The organism is Curtobacterium sp. MCLR17_040 (genome assembly GCF_003234735.1).
GTDB lineage: Bacteria > Actinomycetota > Actinomycetes > Actinomycetales > Microbacteriaceae > Curtobacterium > Curtobacterium flaccumfaciens.
The window spans coordinates 26,936-44,988 of record NZ_QKTE01000004.1 but is presented as its reverse complement, the minus strand read 5'-3'; the positions used below and the strand labels follow the sequence as shown (position 1 = coordinate 44,988).

General features: G+C 71.8%; 14 protein-coding genes and 1 tRNA gene. 12 read left to right on the top strand and 3 right to left on the bottom strand.

Annotated elements, in window-relative coordinates; all coding sequences use genetic code 11:
* Nucleotides 1-39: 39 nt before the first annotated feature.
* Genes murI through rdgB form a run of 3 tightly spaced genes read left to right on the top strand, consistent with a single transcriptional unit; the run spans nucleotide 40 to nucleotide 2,209 of the window.
* Nucleotides 40-885: a glutamate racemase gene (murI, locus tag DEJ01_RS05510; RefSeq protein WP_111022679.1), complete on the top strand. Its 846-nt coding sequence runs from the start codon at nucleotides 40-42 to the stop codon at nucleotides 883-885.
* Complete coding sequence (gene rph / locus DEJ01_RS05505) at nucleotides 882-1,619, top strand: ribonuclease PH (RefSeq protein ID WP_027464601.1); 738 nt, start codon at nucleotides 882-884, stop codon at nucleotides 1,617-1,619. Before murI ends, rph begins: the two co-directional genes overlap by 4 nt.
* On the top strand, nucleotides 1,616-2,209 hold the full coding sequence (gene rdgB / locus DEJ01_RS05500; protein WP_027464602.1) for an RdgB/HAM1 family non-canonical purine NTP pyrophosphatase: 594 nt from the start codon (nucleotides 1,616-1,618) through the stop codon (nucleotides 2,207-2,209). Before rph ends, rdgB begins: the two co-directional genes overlap by 4 nt.
* Before the next feature lie 88 nt (nucleotides 2,210-2,297).
* On the opposite strand, the gene DEJ01_RS05495 is transcribed toward rdgB, so the two are convergent.
* The 3 genes from DEJ01_RS05495 to DEJ01_RS05485 form a co-directional block, all read right to left on the bottom strand.
* Nucleotides 2,298-3,005, bottom strand: coding sequence for a DedA family protein (locus tag DEJ01_RS05495; RefSeq protein ID WP_027464603.1), 708 nt, complete (start codon nucleotides 3,003-3,005; stop codon nucleotides 2,298-2,300).
* 144 nt (nucleotides 3,006-3,149) lie between these two features.
* A tRNA-Leu gene (locus DEJ01_RS05490) sits at nucleotides 3,150-3,230 on the bottom strand.
* A gap of 192 nt (nucleotides 3,231-3,422) precedes the next feature.
* A complete protein-coding gene (locus tag DEJ01_RS05485; RefSeq protein WP_111088198.1) occupies nucleotides 3,423-4,730 on the bottom strand; it encodes an MFS transporter in 1,308 nt (435 codons plus the stop codon).
* A gap of 56 nt (nucleotides 4,731-4,786) precedes the next feature.
* Here DEJ01_RS05485 and mnmA point away from each other — a divergent pair, with 56 nt between their 5' ends.
* The 9 genes from mnmA (at nucleotide 4,787) to DEJ01_RS05440 (ending at nucleotide 18,033) form a co-directional block, all read left to right on the top strand.
* Complete coding sequence (gene mnmA / locus DEJ01_RS05480) at nucleotides 4,787-5,893, top strand: tRNA 2-thiouridine(34) synthase MnmA (protein ID WP_111092429.1); 1,107 nt, start codon at nucleotides 4,787-4,789, stop codon at nucleotides 5,891-5,893.
* A 66-nt stretch (nucleotides 5,894-5,959) separates the two neighbouring features.
* Nucleotides 5,960-8,290, top strand: a complete 2,331-nt coding sequence (gene ligA, locus DEJ01_RS05475; RefSeq protein WP_111092428.1) for an NAD-dependent DNA ligase LigA — start codon at nucleotides 5,960-5,962, stop codon at nucleotides 8,288-8,290.
* Between the two features lie 192 nt (nucleotides 8,291-8,482).
* Entirely contained in the window at nucleotides 8,483-9,901 is a 1,419-nt protein-coding gene (locus DEJ01_RS05470; protein WP_111092427.1) for an alpha/beta hydrolase, read from the top strand.
* Between the two features lie 260 nt (nucleotides 9,902-10,161).
* The gene (locus tag DEJ01_RS05465; RefSeq protein WP_146247562.1) at nucleotides 10,162-12,492 is read left to right on the top strand and encodes a transglycosylase domain-containing protein; all 2,331 of its coding nucleotides are present in this window, start codon (nucleotides 10,162-10,164) and stop codon (nucleotides 12,490-12,492) included.
* 137 nt (nucleotides 12,493-12,629) lie between these two features.
* Nucleotides 12,630-12,929 carry an Asp-tRNA(Asn)/Glu-tRNA(Gln) amidotransferase subunit GatC gene (gene gatC, locus DEJ01_RS05460; RefSeq protein WP_017887005.1) on the top strand — a complete coding sequence of 100 codons (300 nt, stop codon included), beginning with the start codon at nucleotides 12,630-12,632 and terminating at the stop codon, nucleotides 12,927-12,929.
* Nucleotides 12,930-12,940: 11 nt separating this feature from the next.
* Nucleotides 12,941-14,488, top strand: a complete 1,548-nt coding sequence (gene gatA / locus DEJ01_RS05455) for an Asp-tRNA(Asn)/Glu-tRNA(Gln) amidotransferase subunit GatA (protein WP_027464607.1) — start codon at nucleotides 12,941-12,943, stop codon at nucleotides 14,486-14,488.
* Complete coding sequence (gene gatB, locus DEJ01_RS05450; RefSeq protein ID WP_035807593.1) at nucleotides 14,488-15,993, top strand: Asp-tRNA(Asn)/Glu-tRNA(Gln) amidotransferase subunit GatB; 1,506 nt, start codon at nucleotides 14,488-14,490, stop codon at nucleotides 15,991-15,993. The genes gatA and gatB overlap by 1 nt, the downstream gene beginning before the upstream one ends.
* Nucleotides 15,994-16,102: 109 nt before the next feature.
* On the top strand, nucleotides 16,103-17,314 hold the full coding sequence (locus DEJ01_RS05445) for a type III polyketide synthase (protein ID WP_111092425.1): 1,212 nt from the start codon (nucleotides 16,103-16,105) through the stop codon (nucleotides 17,312-17,314).
* Nucleotides 17,311-18,033 (top strand): methyltransferase domain-containing protein, encoded by a 723-nt coding sequence (locus tag DEJ01_RS05440; protein WP_111092424.1) that lies wholly within the window; start codon nucleotides 17,311-17,313, stop codon nucleotides 18,031-18,033. Before DEJ01_RS05445 ends, DEJ01_RS05440 begins: the two co-directional genes overlap by 4 nt.
* The last annotated feature ends 20 nt before the right edge of the window (nucleotides 18,034-18,053 follow it).

The following is an 18,053-nucleotide window of genomic DNA, read 5'->3' as shown; positions in this document are numbered from 1 at the left end:
GCGTCGGTGCTGGTCGGCCTGCGTCGGTACGCTGGTGCCGTGACGGATGCACCGATCGGAGTCTTCGACAGCGGGGTCGGCGGCCTCACCGTGGCCCGCGCCATCATCGACCAGCTCCCGCGCGAGAGCATCCGGTACGTCGGCGACACCGTGCACTCGCCCTACGGCCCGAAGCCCATCGCCGACGTCCGCCGCTACGCGCTCGAGGTCATGGACGACCTGGTCGAGCAGGGCGTGAAGGCGCTCGTGATCGCGTGCAACACCGCCTCCTCCGCCGTGCTCCGCGACGCCCGCGAACGGTATGAGCAGGCGTACGGCATCCCCGTCGTCGAGGTCATCCAGCCCGCGGCCCGCGCCGCCGTCAAGCAGACCCGAACGGGCCGCGTCGGGGTCATCGGCACCGTCGGCACCATCGCGTCGCGCGCCTACGAGGACGCCTTCGCGGTCGCCGCCGACGTCACGCTGACCACCGCCGCGTGCCCCCGGTTCGTCGAGTTCGTCGAGGCGGGGGACACCTCGTCGCCGTCGCTGCGCGAGATCGCGGCCGGCTACCTCGACCCGATCCGTGCCGCCGACGTCGACACCCTCGTGCTCGGCTGCACCCACTACCCGCTCATGTCCGCCGCGATCCAGTTCGTCATGGGTCCGGAGGTCACGCTCGTCTCCAGCGCCGAGGAGACCGCGAACGACGTCTACCGCCGGCTCGTGGAGCACGGGCTCGAGCGCACCGCGACCACCGCCCCGACGTACTCGTTCGAGGCGACGGGCGACGACAAGAACGGCTTCATCCGGCTCGCCCGGCGCTTCCTCGGTCCCGAGGTCTCGAGCGTCGGCCACCTCCAGACGGGGGCCATCACGCTGCCCCGCACCGAAAGGACCCCATGACCGACAACCTCCGCGTCGACGGCCGTACCGCCACCGACCACCGCCCCGTCACCATCGAGCGGGGGTGGAGCACGCAGGCCGAGGGCAGCGCGCTCATCTCCTTCGGCAACACGAAGGTGCTCTGCACCGCGTCGTTCACCAACGGCGTGCCGCGCTGGCTCGCCGGCAAGGGCACCGGCTGGGTCACCGCCGAGTACTCGATGCTGCCGCGGTCGACGAACGAGCGCATGCAGCGCGAGTCCATCAAGGGCAAGGTCGGCGGCCGCACCCACGAGATCTCCCGCCTGATCGGTCGTTCGCTCCGCGCGGTCGTCGACACGAAGGCCCTGGGCGAGAACACCCTGGTCATCGACTGCGACGTGCTGCAGGCCGACGGCGGTACCCGCACGGCGTCGATCACGGGCGCGTACGTGGCGATGGCCGACGCGATCGAGTGGGGCCGCGCCAAGGGCTTCATCGCGAAGAAGGCCACCCCGCTCACCGACAGCGTGCAGGCGATCTCGGTCGGCATCGTCAAGGGGGAGCCGATGCTCGACCTGGCCTACACCGAGGACTCCGCCGCGGACACCGACATGAACATCGTCACGACGGGGTCGGGCAAGTTCATCGAGGTGCAGGGCACCGCCGAGCACGCGCCGTTCGACCGTGACGAGCTGAACGTCCTGCTCGACCTCGGCCTGGCCGGCAACCAGTCGCTCGCGGCGATCCAGCGTTCGGTCCTGGGTCTGGCGTGACGTCTCGCGAGGTGGTGCTGGCCACCCACAACCAGGGCAAGGTCGTCGAACTGCGCGAGATCCTCGGGTCGGCGCTGGGCGAGGGTGTCGAACTCGTCGGGTACGACGGCCCCGAGCCGGTCGAGGACGGCGACAGCTACGCCGCGAACGCCCTGATCAAGGCGCGTGCCGCCGTCGCACACACGGGGCTGCCGGCGCTCGCCGACGACTCCGGGATCGCGGTCGACGCCCTCGGGGGCGCACCGGGCATCCACTCGGCCCGCTACGCCGGTACCCGCTCGGACGCCGACAACATCGCGCTGCTGCTCACGAACCTGCAGGGTGTCGTCGAGCGGACCGCCGCGTTCGTGTGCGCAGCGGCCTTCGTGACGCCCGACGGTCAGGAGCACGTCGTCGAGGCCGTCTGGAACGGCGAGGTGCTGACCGAGCCCGTCGGTGACGGCGGCCACGGCTACGACCCGGTGTTCCGGCCGGACGACGCCGACCGCTCGTCGGCGGAGCTCACCCGCGACGAGAAGAACGCCCTGTCGCACCGCAGCAAGGCGTTCCGGGGCATCGCGCCGATCGTGCGGGAGCACTTCGGCGTCTGAGCGCCGGCGCTCTCTTCGTTCCGCACAACCGAAGTCGCCCCGAACCACGTGATCACGTGGTTCGGGGCGACTTCGGTTGTGTAGGCCGCTAGAGCGTCGGGTCGACGGTCGGGGCCGTGGTGGCCTCGGCCTCGTTCGTGTGCTTCGCCTTGCGGGCGTTGCGCAGGTACGTCAGCGCCATCGGCACGACGGTCACGACGACCGCGGCGAGCAGGATGATGTCGATGTACTCGCGGACGATGTGCGCCACGAACGGGATGTGCCCGATGAAGTACCCGAGGAACGTCACGCCGACGCCCCAGACCACGGCGCCGATCGCGTTGTAGAGCGAGTACTTCTTGTAGTCCATCCGGCCGACGCCCGCGGCGATCGGGGCGAAGGTGCGGACGACCGGCACGAAGCGCGCCAGGATCACGGCCAGGGGGCCGAAGCGGTGGAAGAACGCGTTGGTGCGCTCGACGTTCGCCTTCGAGAAGAGCCCGCTGTCCTTGCGCTCGAAGATCGGGGGCCCGGCCTTCTTGCCGATGTAGTACCCGAGCTCGCCGCCGAGGAACGCGGCGGCGCCGATCATCAGCGCCGCGACCCAGATCGGGATGCCGCCGATCTCGCCACCGCGGTCGAAGGCGAACAGGCCGGTGATGACCAGCAGGCTGTCGCCCGGGAAGATGAAGCCGATGAGCAGACCGGTCTCGGCGAACACGATCGCGCAGACCACGAGCACGGCGATGGCCCCGAAGTGGTCGAGGATGTACTGCGGATCGAGCCACGGGATCAGGGCGAGTGCGACGGAGTGCATGGTTCTTCCGGTCGTGGAGCGGGAGTCACGGGGAGGACTCCCGCGGGATGAGGGTACCGCCCGGAAGTGACCGGGCCATCCCTCGCAGGGTTGACCTGCACGAGGCGTGCGGATGACCGCAACGGTGCGCCAGGAGGGACTCGGTGCGGAAGGAGGGACTCGAACCCTCACGCCTGGGGCACAGGAACCTAAATCCTGCGTGTCTACCGATTCCACCACTCCCGCGAGCAGCGGCAGTCTACCGAGCGCGGGGTGCGGGGCGGACGTGCGCCGGGCCTCCAGGCCGTGGGACGCACCGTGCGCGGTCCGCGACCCGGTGCGAGCTCGGCGGCTGGGCGCGGCGCTGTGGGTGCGCACGGTGCGGTCAACCGCGCACGGAGCGGAGGAGCGCGCACGGTGCGCCAGCGCGGCAGCGCGTCAGCGCAGCGGGCGCGGCAGGTACCGGGGCACGTACCGGAGCAGGATGCCCGCGCCGACCAGGCCGAGCACGCCCATCACCCCGCTCGCGACGGCGATGGACGCGACGGCGGTCACGCCGGAGATGAGGAGCGGTGCGGCCGCCGACCCGAAGTCGCCGGTGAACCGCCACGCCCCCAGGAACGGTGCCGGGGCGTCGCGCGGTGCGAGGTCCGCGCCGAGCGTCATGAGGATGCCGGAGCCGACCCCGTTGGCCAGGGACATGCCCATCGCGATCGCGACGAACCAGCCGACCCGGGCGTCCAGGTGGCCGCTCCAGGCGAGCAGGAAGTAGCTGATGCTCAGGCCGAGCATGCAGGGCAGGGCGCTCGCGAGGCGTCCCCACCGGTCCATGATCTGCCCGCTCGTGTAGAACAGCGCGAAGTCGACGGCTCCGGCGATGCCGATCACGAGTGCCGCGGTCGAGTCGTCGAGGCCGACGCTCACCGCCCAGAGCGGCAGGATCACCTGCCGCCCGGCGCGCATCGCACCGATCAGGCCGGCGCCGCTGCCGAGCCGCAGCAGGACCGCCCCGTTCGCGCGGATGGTGCGGAAGAGCCCCTGCGCCTCCTGCTGGACGAACTGCGCGCCCGTGTCGGCGGGCGGTTCGGTCGCGTGGTCGCTCGCGTCCGTCGCGTGGTCGGCCGACAGCCGGGAGGCCCGTGGCGGCAACCGCAGACCGCGTGTGCCCGTCGCGGGGTCGCGCAGCACCAGGAGCACGGTCGCCGCCGCCAGGCAGCAGACGACGTGGATCCAGAAGGCGCTGCTGGTGGTGCCGGTCAGGTGGATGACGCCGGCGGCGATGAACGGGCCGACGAAGTAGCCGAAGCGGAAGACGCCGCCGAGGCTCGACAGCGCCCGGGCCCGGATCCGCAGGGGGATCGCGGTGGTCATGTAGGCGTGCCGGGCGAGGGCGAACACCGCGGTGGAGACGCCGACCAGGAACACCCCGAGCGCCAGGACCCAGGCGTTCGCGGCCGTCGTGGCGACCACGAGCCCGACCACGGACACGAGCGCGGCGCCGATCATCGCGTTCCGCTCACCGATGCGGGCGACGACGATGCCGGACGGCACGTCGCCGATGAGCTCCCCGACCAGGATGAGCGAGGCGACGAAGCCCGCGAACGCCAGGCTGGCACCGAGCGAGTCGGCCGCGATCGGGATGATCGGGATGATCGCGCCCTCACCGATCGCGAAGAGCGCAGCGGGCAGGAACCCGGACAGCAGGACGGACCGGAAGTCGAATGAGTCGTTCCCCGTCGTGGCCATCGCCCGACCAACGGTACGCCAGCGGTACCGCTTCGTCGGCGGGTTACCCTGGAGGCATGCGTGTTCTTGCGGCGATGAGCGGTGGTGTCGACTCGGCGGTGGCCGCAGCCCGGGCGGTCGACGCCGGCCACGACGTGGTGGGTGTGCACCTGGCCCTGAGCCGGATGCCCGGCACCCTGCGCACCGGCAGTCGCGGGTGCTGCACCATCGAGGACTCGATGGACGCCCAGCGCGCCGCGTCGGCCCTCGGGATCCCGTACTACGTGTGGGACTTCTCGGCCCGGTTCAAGGAGGACGTCGTCGACGACTTCGTGGCCGAGTACCAGGCCGGCCGCACCCCGAACCCCTGCATGCGCTGCAACGAGCGGATCAAGTTCGCGGCGCTGCTCGAGAAGGCACTGGCCCTGGGCTTCGACGCCGTCGCGACCGGGCACTACGCGTCGATCGTCACCGGTCCGGACGGCTCCCGCGAGCTGCACCGGTCGGCCGCGTGGGCGAAGGACCAGTCGTACGTGCTCGGGGTCCTGACCGCCGAGCAGCTGCAGCACGCGATTTTCCCGCTCGGCGCGACGCCGTCGAAGGACGAGGTCCGGGCCGAGGCCGCCGAGCGCGGGCTGACGGTCGCCCAGAAGCCGGACTCGTACGACATCTGCTTCATCCCGGACGGCGACACCCGCGGCTGGCTGGCGGACCGCGTCGGCACCGCGCCCGGCGAGGTCGTCGAGCGTGACGGCACGGTCGTCGGCTCGCACGAGGGCGCCACCGGCTACACCGTCGGACAGCGCCGCGGCCTGGCCCTCGGGCGCCCGGCACCGGACGGCAAGCCCCGGTTCGTGCTCGAGATCCGCCCGAAGGACAACACCGTCGTCGTCGGCCCGAAGGAGGCCCTCGCCGTCACCTCGATGTCCGGCTCGCGGTTCACCTGGGCGGGCACGGCCCCGGCCGACCCGGCGACGCCGTTCGCCTGCGACGTGCAGATCCGCGCGCACGCCGACCCGGTGCCCGCGACGGCCCGCGTGCAGGACGACGTGCTCGTGATCGACGTCGACGAGCCGCTGCACGGGGTCGCTCCCGGCCAGACGGCCGTGGTCTACGTCGGCACGCGGGTGCTCGGCCAGTGCACGATCGACACCACGGTCAGCGCCGTCCCCGTCGACGCCTGACCCCGCCGCTCCCGGGGCACACGCTCGCTGCACGCCGCGTCGGTGGTGCACGGTAGAACTGATGCCATGAGCGAGACCGACGCGACGTTCGAGACCATCGACCCCGACGGGCTCGACGCCGCCCAGGCCGCGCGCGAGGTCGACCGGTTGCGCGCCCGCGTCACCGAGCTGCGCCACGACTACTACGAGGGCAACGCCTCGCCCCTGTCGGACGCCGACTACGACGCCCTGGTGCACCGTCTCGACGCGATCGAACGGCGGTTCCCGGAACTCCTGACGCCCGACAGCCCGACGCAGACGGTCGGCGGGCAGGCGCAGACGACGCAGTTCGCGCCGGTCGAGCACGCCGAGCGCATGCTCTCGCTCGACAACGTCTTCAGCCCCGACGAGCTCACCGAGTGGGCCCTCAAGGTGCAGCGGGACGCCGGTGCCGAGCGGGTGCGGTTCCTGACCGAGCTGAAGATCGACGGCCTGGCCATCAACCTGCGGTACGAGCACGGTCGGCTCGTCTCGGCCGCCACCCGCGGTGACGGCGTGGTCGGCGAGGACGTCACCGGCAACGTCCGCACGATGGGCACGATCCCGGACCGCCTGTCCGGCACCGGTCACCCGCCCCTGGTCGAGGTCCGGGGCGAGATCTTCTTCCCGGTCGCCGAGTTCGACGAGCTCAACGCCAACCAGCGCGAGGCGGGGGAGCGCGTGTTCGCCAACCCGCGCAACGCTGCCGCCGGGTCCCTCCGCCAGAAGGAAGAGGGCAAGTCCGAGGCGAAGCGGGCCCTGATGGTCGACCGGCTGCGGCGTCTGCGGATGCTCGTGCACGGCATCGGGGCGTGGCCCGTCCGTGAACTCGAGCAGGGCACCGACGTCCGCAGCCAGTCCGAGGTCTACGAGCTGCTGCAGACCTGGGGCCTGCCGACGAGCAGCCACTACCGGGTGTTCGACACCATCGACGAGGTCAACGGCTTCGTCCGGACCACGGGGGAACGCCGTTCGTCGGTCGAGCACCAGATCGACGGCGTCGTGGTGAAGGTCGACGACCTCGCCCTGCACGAGGAACTCGGGTCGACGTCGCGGGCGCCGCGGTGGGCGATCGCGTACAAGTACCCGCCGGAAGAAGTGCACACGACGCTCACCGACATCGTGGTCAGCGTCGGCCGCACCGGCCGTGCCACCCCCTTCGCGGTGATGGCCCCGGCCGAGGTCGCCGGGTCCGTCGTCCGCCAGGCCACATTGCACAACCAGCAGGTCGTCAAGGCGAAGGGCGTGCTGATCGGCGACACCGTCGTGCTGCGGAAGGCCGGCGACGTCATCCCCGAGGTGCTCGGCCCGGTGGTCGAGCTCCGTGACGGTTCCGAGCGCGAGTTCGTGATGCCGACGAACTGCCCCGAGTGCGGCACTGAGCTCGCCCCCGCGAAGGAAGGCGACATCGACCTGCGCTGCCCGAACGCGAAGAGCTGCCCGGCGCAGGTGCGCGGTCGGGTCGAGCACATCGCCTCGCGCGGGTCGCTCGACATCGAGGGCCTCGGCGAGGTCGCTGCCGCGGCGCTCACGCAGCCCCTCCGCCCGGAGACCCCGCCGCTCGTCACCGAGGCCGGACTGTTCGACCTGACGATGCAGGACATCGCCCCGATCGAGGTCATCGTCCGCGACGCCGAGACCGGCATGGAGAAGGTCGACGACGACGGCACCCCGAAGCGCGTCACACCGTTCAGCCGGGCGCGCAAGAAGACCGACCCGCCGTTCGACCCCGAGGCACGCGGCGCCGACTACACCGGTGAGCCGAGCCGCTACCCGTCGAAGAACGCGTTCGAGATGCTCGCGAACATCGACGCCGCGAAGACGAAGCCGCTGTGGCGGATCCTGGTCGGCCTGAGCATCCGCCACGTCGGACCCGTCGCCGCCCGGGCCCTGGCGAACCACTTCGGGTCCCTCGACGCGATCCGGTCGGCATCGCGCGAGGACCTCGCCGCCGTCGACGGGGTCGGCGGGATCATCGCCGACGCCCTGCTCGCCTGGTTCGACGTCGACTGGCACCGCGAGATCATCGACCGCTGGACCACGGCCGGCGTGCAGTTCACCACCCCGGGCCACCCCGGCCCGGGCAGCGCCGACGTCGAGGGCGGCGTGCTGAGCGGCGTCACCGTCGTCGCCACCGGGTCGCTCGAGGGCTACACGCGCGAAGGTGCACAGGAGGCGATCATCACCGCCGGTGGCAAGGCGGCCTCGAGCGTGAGCAAGAAGACCGACTTCGTGGCGGCCGGTCCGGGTGCCGGTTCGAAGCTCACGAAGGCCGAGCAGCTGGGCGTCCGGATCATCGACGCCGAGCAGTTCCACCTGCTCGTGACCGAGGGGCCCGCGGCGCTCGCCGAACCGGAAGCGCCCACGACCGAGGACTGAGGACTGAGGACCGACCGGGCGCACAGCACGCCCGGTCGCATCCGCTGAGCGCGGCGCGCCGCCGAACGCGCCCAGTTCGGGGGACAAGTTGCATCGCGCATGGATGATCCGCGGACATCTCCATAGACTCGACCGAGCATCACCCGTCGTCTGCAGGGGGACGTCGGGACGGCCTTCCCGGGGGAGACCCGAATGCTGCTCATCGCTGCGGCTCTGCTCACCGCCTCGGTGCACTCGCTCGGAGTGATCGAGGCCCCAGGCATGCCCCCGGCGCACCAGGTCACGGTCGCCAGCACCGCCACGACCCGCATCGTCCCGGTCGACGACGTGCTCTCGTCGGCGTCGGCGTCGGCATCCGTGTCGGCTCCCGTGGTGACGCCGGTGGCGGCAGGGGCGTCGTCCACGACAGCGGTGCGGGTGGACGACCTCGCCGCCGCGCACGGACGCGCCTTCGTCGAGGACCTCGGTGCGCTCGGCGCCGCCGACCTGCGGAGCGCGGCCACCGACCGCGGCGTCGTGGCGACGGTGCAGGACGACCCGCCGCCCGCGCAGACCGTCGCGCAGTGGTGGTCGCACCTGCCCGCCGACGAGCAGGACCGACTCCTCGCGCACGCGCCCGCCCTGGTCGGGAACCTCGAGGGCGTGCCCTACGCCGTCCGTGACCAGGCGAACCGTGCGACGCTGACGTCCGGCCTCGCCGACGCCGACCTCGGTGCAGCCCGGGCCGCGATGCTCGGGCAGGTCCGGGACTCCCTGGTGCAGCAAGCCGGCGACCCGCGGCGCTTCCTGGTGGCGCTCGACACCCGGGGGTCCGGGCGTGCGGCGATCAGCATCGGCGACCTCGACACCGCGGCCGACGTCACCGTCGTGGTGCCGGGCATGTTCTTCACCGTCACCGGGCAGATGACCGACTTCACGAACACCGCCAACGACCTGTCCCGCGAGCAGGCCACCCTGGCGCCGCTCGCCGCCACGGGCAACGGGTCGGGAGCCGCCGTCGTCGCGTGGATGGGGTACCGCACGCCGGACCTGTCCAACATCCTGTCGCTCGGGCTCGCACGGACCGGGGCCGAGCGGCTCGAACGGACGGTCGCAGGGCTGCGTGTGATCCGTGCCGGCGACCAACCGCGCGTGAACATCGTCGCGCACTCGTACGGGTCGACCACGGCGATGACGGCCCTGGCGTCGGGGCGGATGACCGCCGACACCCTGACCGTGCTCGGGTCGCCGGGCAGCGACGTCCGGACGGCGGACGACCTCGCCGTCGCCACCGGGCAGGTGTTCGTCGGCGGCGCGCACAGCGACCCCATCGCGGGCTCCGGGTACTTCGGCACCGACCCGGGCGGGGCGTCGTTCGGGTCCACCGTGCTCGACCTGGCCGGGGGCGCCGACGCGCTGTCGGCCGGTGACGTGTTCCGCCGCCCCGTGGGCCACAACGACTACCTCAAGCCGGGCACGGCATCGCTGCACGACGTCGCCCTGATCGGCATCGGGCGCGGCGACCTGGTGCGCGAGCAGGTCCGACGCGGCAAGTCGGGTGGTGACGGCATCGTCGGTGCCTCACCGGACATGTACCTCGTGCGCCCGCAGGACCTGCAGCCCCGTGACTGACGGGCCGTGACCGACGGGCGGTGGGCGGCCGGCCCTGACCGACCGGACGGACCCGCCGGTCGTGGCGACGCGGTGGACGTGACCCGATCGTGACCGGCGGCCGACGTGGCGGAGCCGTTGCGGGCCTCCCGGCCGGATCGGTGCGCCCGCGCGGATCGCGACGCGTCCTCGGAACCGCCTGGGTGGCAACCTGAGCGCGACCGCAGCCTGCACTCGTTCCAGGGCAGAACCAGTACAGCCCTGCTGCCTACGGTGCCGTCATGCGTGTGGTGCGATGGCCTGGTGCTCTCCTGATGTTCGTGGTGATGTCCGTGCTCGCCGGCATGCTCGTCGCCGTCGCGGTGACCCCGGCGGTCGCCGTCGCGGGTGAGGGGACGTCCGGGGCGGTCTCGTTCTTCGAGGACCTGCCGACCTACCTCGACGTGCAGACCCCGCAGCAGGTGTCGTCCGTGTACGCGGAGCAGGGCGGGAAGCAGGTCAAGATCGCCTCGTTCTACGCCGAGAACCGCACGAACGTGACGGCGGACCAGATGGCGGACTCGCTCAAGCAGGCGGCGATCGACACCGAGGACCCGCGCTACTACGACGAGGGCGGCATCGACGTGCTCGGGACGCTCCGCGGGGTCGCCGCGACCGTCGTCGGCGGGGACGTGCAGGGCGGCTCGAGCATCACGCAGCAGTACGTCAAGAACGTCCTGGTGCAGCAGTGCGAGGAGCTCACGGGCAAGGACCAGGCCGCCACCGAGAAGAAGGTCGAGGCCTGCTACGAGGACGCGGCCGGCGTCACGCCGCAGCGCAAGCTGCAGGAGATGCGGTACGCGATCGCGGTGAACAAGAAGTACTCGAAGGACGAGATCCTGACCGGGTACCTCAACATCGTCGGGCTCGGCGGGCGGGTCTACGGGGCCGAGGCCGGGGCCGAGTACTACTTCGGCGTGCACGCGAAGGACCTGTCGCTCGTGCAGTCGGCCACGCTCGTCGCGATCCTCAACAACCCGTCGAACCTGCGCATCGACGTGCCGAGCGACAAGGACAACGGCAAGGCCAACGGGTACGAGCTGACGAAGGAGCGCCGCGACTACGTGCTCCGCCGGATGCAGGCGCACGGGTCGATCACGAAGGCACAGATGACGAAGGCGATCGCGACGCCGGTCACGCCGAAGATCACCGAGACCGCCAACGGGTGCTCGACCGCCGCGACGCACCACGACGCCGGGTACTTCTGCGACTACGTCCGCGACCAGGTGCTGCAGGACCCCGCGTTCGGCAAGACCGCGGCGGCACGCATCGCCACGCTCGACACCAAGGGCCTGCAGATCCACACCTCGCTCGACCTCGACCTGCAGGGCCAGGCACAGTCCGCCCTGTCCACCTACGTGCCGGCCACGATGGCGGGCGTCGACGTCGGCGGCTCGAACGTCACCGTGGAGCCCGGCACCGGCCGGATCATGTCGATGGTCCAGAACACCACGTACACGCAGGGGGACAACGCTGCGGCCGGGGCCACGGCGGTGAACTACAGCGCCGACTCCGCGTACGGCAACTCCGGTGGGTTCCAGACCGGCTCGACCTACAAGGTGTTCACCCTGGCCGAGTGGCTCGCCAGCGGGCACACCCTGTCCGACTCGGTCACCACCTCGGAGCACCAGTTCGCGAACGCCGAGTTCACCAACACCTGCCAGAACGTCGCGGGCGGCACCTGGAACGTCGCCAACGCCGAGAGCGTGCCGTCGTCGATGTCGGTCGAGGCGGCGACGGTCGAGTCGATCAACACGGCGTACGCCCAGATGGGCAAGCAGCTCGACCTGTGCAAGATCGCCCAGCTCGCGCAGTCGATGGGCATCCACCGCGCCGACGGCGGGGACCTGACGCAGACGCCGTCGTCGATCCTCGGCGTGAACGAGCTGTCGCCGATCGACCTGGCCGAGGCCTACGCGGGCTTCGCCAACGGCGGCATCGTGTGCACGCCCACCGCGATCGACTCGGTGACCGAGGCGGACGGCACGAAGATCACCCCGACGCCGTCGTCCTGCACGCAGGGCGTCTCGGCGGACGTCGCCGGCACGGTCGACTACGCGCTGCAGGGCGTGCTGTCAGGGTCGGGGACGGCCGCGAGCGCGAACCCCGGGGACAGCGTGGCGAAGTTCGCGAAGACCGGCACCACCGACGGCGACGTGCAGAACTGGCTGGTCGCGTCGTCGACGAAGTACACGAACGCCACCTGGGTCGGCAACGTGCAGGGGAGTGTGAGCCTGGCGAACTGGCCGTTCCTGCAGGGCACCACCGGGTACAGCGCGAAGTTCGGGGTCGGGAAGTCGATGATGGCGTACCTCGACCAGACCGTCGGCGGGGGAGCGCTGCCCGCGCCGAGCCAGGCGATGATCGGGCAGGCGAGCAAGTCGTCGTCTTCGTCTTCGTCTTCGTCGGGGTCCTCGTCCGGGCAGGGGACGGCGCAGGACGACCAGACGACGCCGACGGCTGCGCCGGCTGCGCCTGCCGCTCCGGCTGCACCCGCTGCCCCGGCTGCGCCGGCGCCCGCCGCGACGGTGGCCCCGGCGGCACCGGCTGCGAGGGGCCAGAACGGGAAGTGACCCTCGACCCCCTGGAGGCCCGGTGCCGGTCCGGCGGACCGGCACCGGGCCTCGAGGGGGTTGTCCACAGCCGCGCCTGCGCGCCCGACGCAGCCAATAGACTGTGGGGCATTCCACGAACCGATCGACGGAGCACCATGCCTGACATCACGAGCGAGCAGGTCGCACACCTGGCGAACCTCGCACGTATCGCACTCACGCCCGACGAGATCGAGAAGCTGACCGGGGAGCTGTCGCACATCGTCGAGAGCGTCGCCAAGGTCGCCGAGGTCGCGACCGACGACGTCCCGGCGACGAGCCACCCCGTGCCGCTCGGCAACGTCACCCGACCCGACGTGGTCGGCACGACGCTGACGCAGGAGCAGGCGCTCTCCGGGGCGCCCGACTCCGACGGCGAACGGTTCCGCGTGACCGCCATCCTCGGCGAAGAACAGTAGGGCGAAGAACAGTGACTGACGACATCACGAAGCTGAGCGCCGCGGCGCTCGCCGACGCCCTCGTGGCGCGCGACGTCTCGAGCGTCGAGGCCACCCAGGCCCACCTCGACCGGATCGCCGCCGTCGACGGCGACGTGCACGCGTTCCTGCACGTCAACCAGAACGCCCTGGCAGTGGCGAAGTCGATCGACTCCCGCCGTGCCGCGGGCGACGACCTCGGGCCGCTCGCCGGTGTGCCGATCGCCGTCAAGGACGTCCTGTGCACGCAGGACATGCCCACGACCGCCGGGTCCAGGATCCTCGAGGGCTGGGTGCCGCCGTACGACGCCACCCCCGTCGCGAAACTCCGCGCCGCCGGCCTCGTGCCGCTCGGCAAGACCAACATGGACGAGTTCGCGATGGGCTCGACCACCGAGTTCTCGGCCTACGGTCCGACCCGCAACCCGTGGGACCTCGACCGGATCCCCGGCGGGTCCGGCGGTGGTTCGGCCGCTGCGGTCGCCGCGCACGAAGCACCCTTCGCCCTCGGTTCGGACACGGGTGGCTCCATCCGCCAGCCGGGTGCCGTGACGGGCACGGTCGGTGTGAAGCCGACCTACGGCGGGGTGAGCCGCTACGGCGCCATCGCCCTGGCGTCCAGCCTCGACCAGATCGGCCCGGTGTCCCGCACCGTCCTCGACGCCGCGCTCCTGCACGACGTCATCGGCGGGCACGACCCGAAGGACTCCACGTCCATCCCGGACGCCTGGCCCTCGATGGCCGCCGCCGCACGCGAAGGGCTGCAGGCGGACACGCTCCGCGGCCTGCGCGTCGGCGTGGTGAAGGAACTGGCCGGGGGCGACGGGTTCCAGGCCGGGGTCACCCAGCGCTTCCAGGAGACGGTCGCGCTGCTCGAGTCGGCCGGCGCGGTCGTCGTCGAGATCGACGCCCCGTCGTTCGCGTACGCGATCAGCGCGTACTACCTGATCCTCCCGGCCGAGGCATCGTCGAACCTCGCCAAGTTCGACTCGGTGCGCTTCGGCCTCCGGGTCACACCCGAGAACGGTGCCACCGTCGAGGACGTCATGGCTGCCACGCGTGAAGCCGGCTTCGGGCCCGAGGTCAAGCGGCGCATCATCCTCGGCACCTACGCCCTGAGCGCCGGCTACTACGACGCCTACTACGGCTCGGCGCAGAAGGTCCGCACGCTCGTGCAGCGGGACTTCCAGGCCGCCTTCGAGCAGGTCGACCTGCTCGTCAGCCCGTCGGCCCCGACGACCGCGTTCCCGATCGGTGAGCGCATCGACGACCCGCTGGCGATGTACCTCAACGACCTCACCACGATCCCGGCGAACCTCGCCGGCGTTCCCGGCATGAGCATCCCGAACGGCCTCGCGCCCGAGGACGGCCTGCCCGTCGGCGTGCAGCTGATGGCGCCCCAGCGTGAGGACGCCCGGCTGTACCGATACGGTGCCGCCCTCGAGCGTCTGCTCGAACAGCAGTGGGGCGCGCCGCTCATCGCGTCCGTCCCGGACCTCGACCAGAGTCAGCAGTCCGCTGCGCAGGAAGGTGTGATCTGATGGCGCAGAAGGACGCGCTGATGGACTTCGACGAGGCGCTCGAGCGCTACGAGCCGGTGCTCGGCTTCGAGGTCCACGTCGAACTCGCGACGAAGACCAAGATGTTCTCGGACGCCCCGAACTTCTTCGGCGGCGAGCCCAACACGAACGTCACCCCGGTCGACCTCGGGCTGCCCGGGTCGCTGCCGGTCGTGAACGCGCAGGCCGTGCGGTACTCGATCCAGCTCGGGCTCGCGCTCGGCTGCTCGATCGCCGAGTCCTCGCGGTTCGCCCGGAAGAACTACTTCTACCCGGACAACCCGAAGAACTACCAGGTCTCGCAGTACGACGAGCCCATCGCCTACGAGGGCGAGGTCGAGGTCGAGCTCGCCGACGGCACGATCTACAACATCCCGATCGAACGCGCCCACATGGAAGAGGACGCCGGCAAGCTGACGCACGTCGGTGGTGCCACCGGCCGCATCCAGGGCGCCGAGTACTCGCTCGTCGACTACAACCGTGCCGGTGTGCCCCTGGTCGAGATCGTCACGAAGCCGATCTTCGGCGCCGAGCACCGTGCCCCCGAGCTCGGAGCCGCCTACGTGCAGGTCATCCGCGACCTCGTCCGGGCGCTCGGTGTCTCCGAAGCCCGCATGGAGCGCGGCAACCTGCGGTGCGACGCGAACATCTCGCTGCGCCCTCGCGGGCAAGAGAAGCTCGGCACCCGCACCGAGACCAAGAACGTCAACTCGTTCCGCGCCGTCGAGCGTGCGATCCGCTACGAGATCCAGCGTCAGGCCGCGATCCTCGCCGCCGGTGGCACGATCACGCAGGAGACCCGCCACTGGCACGAGGACACCGGTCGCACCTCGGCCGGTCGTCCGAAGTCGGACGCCGACGATTACCGGTACTTCCCGGAGCCCGACCTGCTGCCCGTCGTGCCGGACCCGGCCGTCATCGCGGAGCTCCGTGCCTCGCTGCCCGAGGCACCGGTCGCACGTCGCCGTCGTCTGAAGGGTGACTGGGGCTTCGCCGACCTGGAGTTCCAGGACGTCGTGAACGGCGGGCTGCTCGACGAGGTCGAGGGCACCGTCGCCGCCGGCGCCGCACCGCAGGCCGCCCGCAAGTGGTGGACCGGTGAGATCAGCCGCGTCGCCAACGCGCAGGACGCCGCTCCCGGTGACCTGGTGTCGCCGAAGCACGTCGCCGAGGTCATCGCGCTCGTCGAGTCCGGCGACCTGACCGACCGCCTGGCACGCCAGGTGCTCGAGGGTGTCATCGCGGGCGAGGGTTCGCCGGCGCAGGTCGTCGAGGCCCGTGGGCTCAAGGTCGTCTCGGACGACTCCGCCCTGACGGCCGCGGTCGACGAAGCACTCGCGGCGCAGCCCGACGTGCTGGCGAAGATCCAGGACGGCAAGGTCCAGGCGGCCGGCGCGATCATCGGCGCGGTCATGAAGGCCATGAAGGGCCAGGCCGACGCCGCACGCGTGCGGGAACTCGTGCTGGAGCGCGCGCAGCAGTCCTAGGCAGTCCCACCACGGAGGGCACGGCACCGGTCGGTGCCGTGCCCTCCGTGCGTCCCGGTCGCCGTGTGCATCCTGGGGACGCGTCAGCGATCCGGTGACAGGATGAGTCGTGTCCGCAACGATCCGCGCCATCGGAACCGCCGTCCCCGAGACGACCCTCGACCAGCCCCGGGTGCGTGACCTGTTCTCCGCCCAACCCGACCTCGGGCGGCTCGGCAAACGGCTCGTCCCCGCCGCGTTCGACGGGTCGGCGGTCGACCAGCGGCACACCGTCCTCGAGGAACTCGACTCCGCGCGTGCCGGTGGGGCCTTCCGTGACGACGACGGCACCCTGCGCTCGCCGTCCACCGGCTCGCGGAACGACCGGTACCGCGAGCTCGCCCCGCCGCTGTTCGTCGCGGCCGCCCGTGACGCCGTCGAACGTGCCGGCATCGCGCCGGAGGCCGTCACGCACCTGGTGACCGTGTCGTGCACCGGGTTCACGCAGCCTGGGCCAGACATCGACGTCGTCGAGCAGCTCGGGCTCCCCGGGGGCGTCTTCCGGCACCACATCGGCTTCATGGGGTGCTGCGCCGCGTTCCCCGCGCTCCGGATCGCCGCGGCCTTCGTCGACCAGGACCCGGACGCCGTCGTGCTCGTGGTCTGCGGTGAACTCTGCACCCTGCACGTCCGCGCCTCGAACGACCCCGACCAGATCGTCGCGAACAGCGTCTTCGGCGACGGTGCGGCCGCCGCGGTCGTCGCCCGGGACGGAGCCGGTCTGCGCTTCGACGAGTTCACGACGGCCGTGGTGCCCGAGGGGGCATCCGAGATGGCGTGGAACATCGGGGACGAGGGCTTCGAGATGGTCCTGTCCACCGCTGTGCCGAAGCTCGTCGGCCTGCACGTCCCGAGCGCCGTGCAACCGCTGCTCGACGGCGGGCCCGCGTCGGACGTGCCGGTGTGGGCGGTGCACCCGGGCGGCCGGGCCATCCTCGACCGCACGCAGGAGTCGCTCGGCCTGCCCGACAGCGCCATGGAGTCGAGCCGGCGGGTGCTGCGCGAACACGGGAACATGTCGAGCGCCACCGTGCTCTTCGTGCTGCGCGACGCCGTCGACGCCGGTCTCGAGGACGGCAGCGCCGTCGTCGCGCTCGCCTTCGGCCCCGGCCTCACCGTCGAGAGCGCACGGCTCACCGCGGTGCGGACCGAGGCGTCGCCCGCGGCAGAACCCGCGGCAGAACCCGCGGCAGAACCCGCGGCAGAGCCCGTGGCGGAACCCGCGGCGGAACCCGCTGTCGCACCCGCCCGCGTGCCCGTCGCGACCACGGGCGCGGCGTGAGCCGTCAGGGCGGCGGCACCACGGGCCTCCCGGCCGTCGACCTGCGCACCCGCGCGCTCGACCTGACCGAACTGATGGACGACCCGGACTGCGACCCGCGTGCGCTCGCGCGCACCTTCCGGCGCTTCGCCGTCGTGAACGCACTCGTGAGCGGCTGGCGCGCGGCCTGGCGGTCCCACGTCGTGCCGGCCCTGCCCGCCAGCGGCCGTGGCCGGGTGCTCGACCTGGGGTGCGGCGGCGGCGACCTGGCCCGCTCGTTGGTTCGCTGGGCGGCGAGCGATGGCTTCGACCTCGAGGTCGTCGGGGTCGACCCGGACGAACGTGCCATCGCCGCAGCACGGCGGTCGTCCCCGACCGGCGTGACGTTCCGGCAGCAGTCGAGCGGTGACCTGGTCGCGGCGGGTGAGCGGTTCGACGTCGTCGTGTCGAACCACGTGCTGCACCACCTGGGCGTCGAGGAGCGGCGGGGGTTCCTGGCCGACTCCGAGCTGCTCGCAAGCGGGCGCAGCCTGCACTCGGACATCCGGCGGTCGCCGGCGGCCTACCGGGCGTACGCGCTGGCGTCACCGCTCGTGGCGGCGGGGACGTTCATCCGGGTCGACGGCCTGCGGTCGATCCGACGGAGCTTCACCGTGCCCGAACTCCGCGACGTGCTGCCCGGCGGGTGGCGGGCCGAGGCGGCTGCGCCGCACCGGGTGCTGGCGATCCGCGACGCCTGAGCGGGCGGCCGCCGGGGGTC

Coding starts and splice junctions, on each gene's coding strand:
- rph (WP_027464601.1), top strand. CDS start 882: ATGACCGACAACCTCCGCGTCGACGGCCGTACCGCCACCGACCACCGC.
- DEJ01_RS05495 (WP_027464603.1), bottom strand. CDS start 3,005: ATGCACTCCGTCGCACTCGCCCTGATCCCGTGGCTCGATCCGCAGTAC.
- DEJ01_RS05485 (WP_111088198.1), bottom strand. CDS start 4,730: ATGGCCACGACGGGGAACGACTCATTCGACTTCCGGTCCGTCCTGCTG.
- mnmA (WP_111092429.1), top strand. CDS start 4,787: ATGCGTGTTCTTGCGGCGATGAGCGGTGGTGTCGACTCGGCGGTGGCC.
- ligA (WP_111092428.1), top strand. CDS start 5,960: ATGAGCGAGACCGACGCGACGTTCGAGACCATCGACCCCGACGGGCTC.
- DEJ01_RS05470 (WP_111092427.1), top strand. CDS start 8,483: ATGCTGCTCATCGCTGCGGCTCTGCTCACCGCCTCGGTGCACTCGCTC.
- DEJ01_RS05465 (WP_146247562.1), top strand. CDS start 10,162: ATGCGTGTGGTGCGATGGCCTGGTGCTCTCCTGATGTTCGTGGTGATG.
- gatC (WP_017887005.1), top strand. CDS start 12,630: ATGCCTGACATCACGAGCGAGCAGGTCGCACACCTGGCGAACCTCGCA.
- gatB (WP_035807593.1), top strand. CDS start 14,488: ATGGCGCAGAAGGACGCGCTGATGGACTTCGACGAGGCGCTCGAGCGC.